This window comes from Rhodococcus sp. CX, from assembly GCF_015865005.1.
In the GTDB taxonomy this organism is placed as follows: Bacteria; Actinomycetota; Actinomycetes; order Mycobacteriales; family Mycobacteriaceae; genus Rhodococcus.
Genome location: NZ_JADZGH010000206.1, coordinates 105,394 through 111,471, shown reverse-complemented (window position 1 = coordinate 111,471; position 6,078 = coordinate 105,394). Strand labels below are relative to the sequence as shown.

At 69.6% G+C, this 6,078-nt stretch carries 4 protein-coding genes and 3 pseudogenes; 5 read left to right on the top strand and 2 right to left on the bottom strand.

The features are described from left to right. Positions 1 to 252: pseudogene (locus tag I0Q12_RS22655) on the top strand (thioesterase family protein); the annotation flags it as partial. Here I0Q12_RS22655 and I0Q12_RS22650 read toward each other — a convergent pair. Next, positions 239 to 1,192 (bottom strand): YafY family protein, encoded by a 954-nt coding sequence (locus I0Q12_RS22650; RefSeq protein ID WP_197254925.1) that lies wholly within the window; start codon positions 1,190 to 1,192, stop codon positions 239 to 241. The pseudogene I0Q12_RS22655 and the gene I0Q12_RS22650 sit on opposite strands and share 14 nt — an antisense overlap. Positions 1,193 to 1,255: 63 nt before the next feature. Between I0Q12_RS22650 and I0Q12_RS22645 the strand changes: the two genes are divergently transcribed. The 4 genes and pseudogenes from I0Q12_RS22645 to I0Q12_RS22630 all read left to right on the top strand — a co-directional run bounded on the left by I0Q12_RS22645 (position 1,256) and on the right by I0Q12_RS22630 (position 5,558). Beyond that, positions 1,256 to 1,720 carry a pyridoxamine 5'-phosphate oxidase family protein gene (locus I0Q12_RS22645; RefSeq protein ID WP_197254923.1) on the top strand — a complete coding sequence of 155 codons (465 nt, stop codon included), beginning with the start codon at positions 1,256 to 1,258 and terminating at the stop codon, positions 1,718 to 1,720. A 137-nt stretch (positions 1,721 to 1,857) separates the two neighbouring features. Next, positions 1,858 to 2,913 (top strand): iron ABC transporter substrate-binding protein, encoded by a 1,056-nt coding sequence (locus I0Q12_RS22640; protein WP_197254922.1) that lies wholly within the window; start codon positions 1,858 to 1,860, stop codon positions 2,911 to 2,913. A gap of 10 nt (positions 2,914 to 2,923) precedes the next feature. Then, positions 2,924 to 4,491, top strand: a pseudogene (locus I0Q12_RS22635) (ABC transporter permease). Then, positions 4,488 to 5,558 (top strand): ABC transporter ATP-binding protein, encoded by a 1,071-nt coding sequence (locus I0Q12_RS22630; RefSeq protein WP_197254920.1) that lies wholly within the window; start codon positions 4,488 to 4,490, stop codon positions 5,556 to 5,558. The pseudogene I0Q12_RS22635 and the gene I0Q12_RS22630 overlap by 4 nt, the downstream one beginning before the upstream one ends. Before the next feature lie 53 nt (positions 5,559 to 5,611). Here I0Q12_RS22630 and I0Q12_RS33580 read toward each other — a convergent pair. Beyond that, positions 5,612 to 6,078: pseudogene (locus I0Q12_RS33580) on the bottom strand (hypothetical protein); the annotation flags it as partial.

Sequence of the window (6,078 nt, the reverse complement as noted above, 5' to 3'; positions counted from 1 at the left end):
GCCGCGGTGCTGCTCGACGCGCTGCCCCCGGGCCTGTTCGCGACGCGGACGGCGCCGGTACCGATCCCCACCGCCGAGTTCACGGCCCACCTGGCGCCTGCCGCCCACGATCCGGACGGCGACTGGTTCCACCTGCGCCAGCACACGACGTGGGCGAGCGCGGATCTGTGCGTCGACGACACCGAACTGCGCAGGCCCACCGGCGAACTCGTCGCCCAGGGCCGGCAGTTGCGTCGCATCATGGGTGGTTGAGCCGCGCGAGGCGCTCCCCCGCCGCACGCAGCGCCGCCCTCAACGAGGACGGGGCGAGCACCTCGACGCCGCCGCCGAGGGCGAGGAACTGGTCGACGGCGACGTCCTCCCCCTCGAGCATCAGATCGACGCGCACCCAGCCTTCGGCATCGGGTTCGCCCGGTTCGACGTCCGCGGCACCTGCTCCCACGATCTTCGGGAGCCGGTGCCAGGACGTCGGCGACAGCCGGACGCTGCACGCGAAAGTTCTCATCTCGCGGTCGAATTCGAGGGTCGATGTGGTCCACCACGCAGCCAGGTCGAAATCGTCGGGCCTGCGGGCCGGTTCCTCGAGAGCATCGGCTGCGGTGATGCGACCGACCCGATAGCTGACGATGCGGCGGGAATGCGCGGCGACGAGATACCAGATGCCGGCCTTGGCGACCAGGCCGAGAGGATCGAGGGTGCGGGTCACCTCGGCGCCGCCCCGGCGGTAGCGGATGCGCAGTCGTCGGCCCTCGAGAACGGCGGTCGCGACGATCGGAAGATGCTCGTTCCCACCCGGTTCGGTGAACCAGCCGGGTGCGTCGACGTGCACGCGGTCGCGCCGGACCTGCGCGGCGGTGCGCAACGGCAGGGGCATCGACCCGAGGAGTTTCGTTCGGGCGGCATCGACCTCGACACCGAGCTCGGCGGCGAGCGCCGGCACACCCAGCAGCATCAGGGCGGCGCTCTCGGGCCGGGTCAGCCCGCTGAGCCGCGACTGCCAGCCGTCGAGCAGCCGGATGCCACCGCCGGGCCCGCTCTGGGTCCACACCGGCACCCCCGCGGCGGACAGCGCGCCGACGTCGCGATACACGGTACGGACCGAGACGCCCAGTTCGTCCGCGAGATGCTGGGCGGTGACGCCGGGACTGCCCTGCAGGCGCAGCATCATCTCCAGTAGGCGGGCCGATCGCACAAGATCGACACTAGACGAAATCCCTGACACAAGATGTCAGTGATGTGGGTGCACAGTGGTCGCATGGCAACTTGGGAACAGTTCCGTACCGAAGCACCGGATCTCGCGGACGCGATCGCCGCGCGCTGGGCCGCCCACAAGCACCACGTGCTGGCCACACTGCGCCGCGACGGCTCCCCGCGTGTCAGCGGCACCGAGGTCGAGATCGTCGACGGCCGGCTCGTGATCGGATCGATGTACGGCGCGGTGAAGGCCCGCGACCTGCAGCGGGACGGTCGGTACGCCCTGCATTCCAATCCCGGCCACCACGACATGGTGGGAGGCGACGCGAAGGTCGCGGGGCGGGCGCGCGAACTGCACGGCGCCACGAAGGACGCGATCCTCGCGGCGTATCCGTCGGAGGTGCCGGAGGGCCCGATGCACCTGTTCGAGCTCGACCTCGACGAGGCCGTGCTCGTCACCGTCGACGAGAAGTTGCACGTCGACGTGTGGCGTCCCGGCGCCGGAGTGGTCCGTCACGATCGGTGAAAATCGGGCGAAACGCCCAATTCACCTGAAGGGCACGGTCGTTGACGAGGATACTTCGGTGAGTCTTACCTTGGTCGGCGCGTAGCATTCGACTCGATCGCCGGTGCGATCGAACTGCGCTCGACACGGAGGAACACATGAGAACTACACCGTCGCGACACCGATGGACCCGCAGCGCCCTGGCAGCCGGGGCGCTGGGCGTTGCTGCACTGCTGACGTTGTCGGCATGCAGCAACGACACGTCCGGCGGAAATTCCGAAGACGCGAACGCGATCACGGTCTACAACGCGCAGCACGAATCGCTCACCCAGGAATGGGTGGACGAATTCACCGCGGAAACCGGCATCACCGTCAATCTCCGCAACGGCGGCGACACCGAGATGGCCAACCAGTTGATCGCCGAGGGCGACCGCTCCCCGGCGGATGTGTTCCTCACCGAGAACTCGCCGGCCATGGCCGCCGTCGAGAACGCCGGCCTGTTCGCCGACGTCGCCCCCGACACGCTCGCCCAGGTTCCCGAGCAGTACCGCCCGTCCACCGGCAAGTGGACCGGCATCGCCGCTCGCTCGACGGTGTTCGTCTACAACACCGAGGCCCTCACCCCCGACCGACTGCCGAAGTCCCTGCTCGATCTGCAGAACCCCGAGTGGAAGGGCCGGTGGGCGGCGTCGCCGTCGGGTGCCGACTTCCAGGCCATCGTCGCCGCGCTGCTCGAGCTGCGCGGGGAGGACGCGACGCGCGCGTGGCTCGACGCCATGAAGGCCGGCTCCGTGCCCTACAAGGGCAACACCGCGGTACTCAAGGCCGTGAATGCCGGAGAGATCGACGGCGGCGTCATCTACCACTACTACTGGTTCGGCGACCAGGCCAAGGGCGGGGAGAACAGCAGCAACACCCAGCTCCACTACTTCCGCAACGAGGACCCGGGCGCATTCGTCAGCGTGTCCGGCGGCGGCGTGCTCGCCGCGAGCACACATCAGCAGCAGGCGCAGGCGTTCCTGAAGTTCATCACCGGGAAGAAGGGGCAGGAGATCCTGCAGACCGGGACCTCGTTCGAATACCCGGTGGGCAGCGACGTCGCCGCCAACCCCGCGCTCGTGCCGCTCGTCGAACTTCAGGCGCCCCCGGTCGACCCGTCGACGCTCGACAGTGCGAAGGTCACGCAGATGATGACCGATGCCGGCCTGATCTGAGCCGCTCCGCATGACCGTCACATCCACGCTCGTCCGGATCCCGGCGGGCGGCACCACCCGATCACGTCCACCCCTCGCCGTGGCAATCCCCGCGGCACTGATGGTCGTGGCCTCGCTGATCCCGCTCGGATTCGTCGTCACCGGTGTCGTCGAATCCGGGTGGGACAGCATCCGGACCCTCGTCTTCCGGCCCCGTGTCGGCGAGCTGCTCGTCGACACCGGCCTCCTGGTGCTGATCACCGTGCCGCTGTGCGCCGTGATCGGGGTCGCCGCCGCCTGGTTGGTTGCCCGCACGACCCTCGTGGGTGCCCGCTGGTGGGCGCCCATCCTCGTGGCGCCGCTGGCGATCCCCGCGTTCGTCGACAGCTATGCGTGGGTCACCGTCGTTCCGTCGCTGCACGGGCTGTTCGCCGGTGTCCTGATCACCACGCTGGCGTACTTCCCGCTCGTATACCTCCCGGTGCTCGCCACGCTGCGCCGCCTCGACGCCGAGATCGAGGAGTCGGCGCGGGCATTGGGCTGTGGACCGTGGGCGGTCTTCGTCCGGGTGGTGCTGCCGCAGCTGCGGCTCGCGATTCTCGGCGGGTCGCTGTTGGTGGCGCTGCATCTGCTCGCCGAGTTCGGTGCGTTCTCGATGATCCGGTTCGACACCTTCACCACCGCGATCTACGAACAGTTCCAGGCGACGTTCGACGGCACGGCCGGCACGATGCTCGCCGGGGTGCTGGTGCTGTGTTGCCTGGCGGTGCTGGTGCTCGAAGCGCTCGCGCGGGGACGGGCGCGGTACGCGCGACTCGGCTCCGGCACCGGCCGCACCGCGACCCCCACGCCGCTGGGTGGACACAGTTCCCTGCCCTCGCGTGTCTCACCGCGCTGCTCGCCGCCGCGATCGGTGTGCCGCTGTACGTGATCGTGCGGTGGCTGGTACGCGGCGGCGCCACGGTGTGGGACGGCGCCGAGTTGCAGCGCGCCCTGCTGCAGACGCTCGGCTACGGGGTGGTGGCCGCGGTCGCGACGACGGTGCTGGCCTTCCCGGTCGCATGGATCGCGGTGCGGTTCCCCGGCCGGTTCGCGAAGGTCGCGGAAGGCTGCAACTACGTCACGAGCTCGCTGCCCGGGATCGTGGTGGCGCTCGCCCTGATCACCGTCGGCCTGACGTATCTGCCCGGGCTGTATCAGACGACGACGATGGTGATCGTCGCCTACGTGCTGATGTTCGTGCCCCGGGCACTGGTGAACGTGCGCGCCGGGCTGGCCCAGGCACCCGTCGAGCTCGAGGAAGCCGCCCGGTCCCTCGGTGTCCGTCCCGTCTCCGCGTTCCGGCGGGTCACCCTCCGGCTCACCGCCCCCGCGGTCGCTGCGGGGATGGCACTGGTGTTCATCGCGGTCTCCACCGAACTGACCGCGACGCTGATGCTCTCCCCCACCGGGACCGCGACGCTCGCGACCCGGTTCTGGTCGGCGAGCAGCGAACTCGACTATGCAGGGGCCGCGCCCTACGCGGCGATCATGGTGATCGTGTCGCTGCCGGTCACCTATCTGTTGTTCCGGCAATCACAGAAAGCTGCAGGGATATGAGCGGTCTCGTCGTCGACGCGGTACGCAAGTCGTTCGGCGCGGTCGAAGTGCTGCACGGCGTGGACCTCACCGTCGCAGCGGGAAGCACCACGGCCGTCGTCGGATCGTCCGGATGCGGAAAGACGACCCTGCTGCGAATCATCGCCGGATTCGAACATCCCGGCGGCGGCAGCGTCCGCGTCGGCGGGACGGTCGTGGTCGACGGCACCCGGTTCGTGCCCGCGCACCGGCGCGACATCGGATACGTCGCGCAGGACGGCGCGTTGTTCCCCCACCTGACCGTGGGACGCAACATCCTGTTCGGTTTGCCGTGGCGCGAGCGCCGTTCGCGGGATCGGGTGCGGGAACTGATGGAAATCGTGTCGCTGGACCCCGATTTCGCGGACCGGCGGCCCGACGAACTGTCCGGCGGGCAGCAGCAACGTGTGGCTCTGGCCCGCGCACTGGCCCGACGGCCGAAGCTGATGTTGCTCGACGAACCGTTCACCGCGCTCGACGCCTCGCTGCGCGCCGGCATGCGCCGGTCGGTCGCGAAGTTGCTCCGCGAGACCGGGGTGACGACGGTCCTGGTCACCCACGATCAGGAGGAGGCGCTGTCGTTCGCCGATCAGGTCGCGGTGATGAAGCAGGGACGGCTCACCCAGGTGGGGGCACCGCAGGACGTGTACACCCGGCCGACGGACCTGTTCACCGCGAACTTCCTCGGGGACGTGGTGATCCTGCCCGGCCGGATCAGCACGGCGGGCATCGCGGACTGCCCGCTCGGCGCGGTGCCGGTGCCTGCGGACGCGCCCGGGGGCGAGGTTCGGGTCCTGCTGCGTCCCGAGCAGATCGTGGCGACCCCCGCGAACGGCAGCGCCAACGCGGTCGTGCTGGAACGCGAGTTCCTGGGCCACGATTCGATGCTGCAGATCCGGTTGACACCGACACCGGACATCCGGTCCCGCTACGCCTCGGAGGCCCCGCACGGCGTGCTCGCGGTGCGTCAGACCAGTGTCATCGCTCCCGACATCGGCGCGCACGTGAGCCTGCACGTTCTCGGGGAAGCGGTGGTGTTGCCCCGGTAGCCCCACCCTCGTGCGTGGTTTCGGTAGCGGCCGCTACCGAAACCACGCACGGGTCAGGGGATCACGGGGGCTGCGGCGCCGACGAACGCCACCATCTCGTAGCCACCCGGATTCGTCTGGATCGGGATCTGCTTCCAGTTGTTGGTCACCCACACGTTGCCCGCCTGATCGATCGCGACGGCGGTATTGCGGGTCAGTCCGTCGAACCCGTAGCCGGTTCCGTCCGGCGAAATGGGCGCGCCGGTGGTCGTGCCCGGACGGCACGCCACGACCCGCACACCGCAGAACTGCGACACCGCCTGCCCGCCGAAGTTCGCGACCCACACGTTGTCGTTGCCGTCGACGGCGATGCCCCACGGGATGCGCAGGCCACCACCGGACAGCGGCGTCGGGGTCAGCAGTTCGCCGCGCGCCCCGATCCGGGTCAGCGTCCCGTCCAGATCCACAGGCCCTTCCGGGGTCGGGCACGGGAGACCGATCGTGCGGGAGTTCGAGACCCAGGCGGTCCCGGCACTGTCGG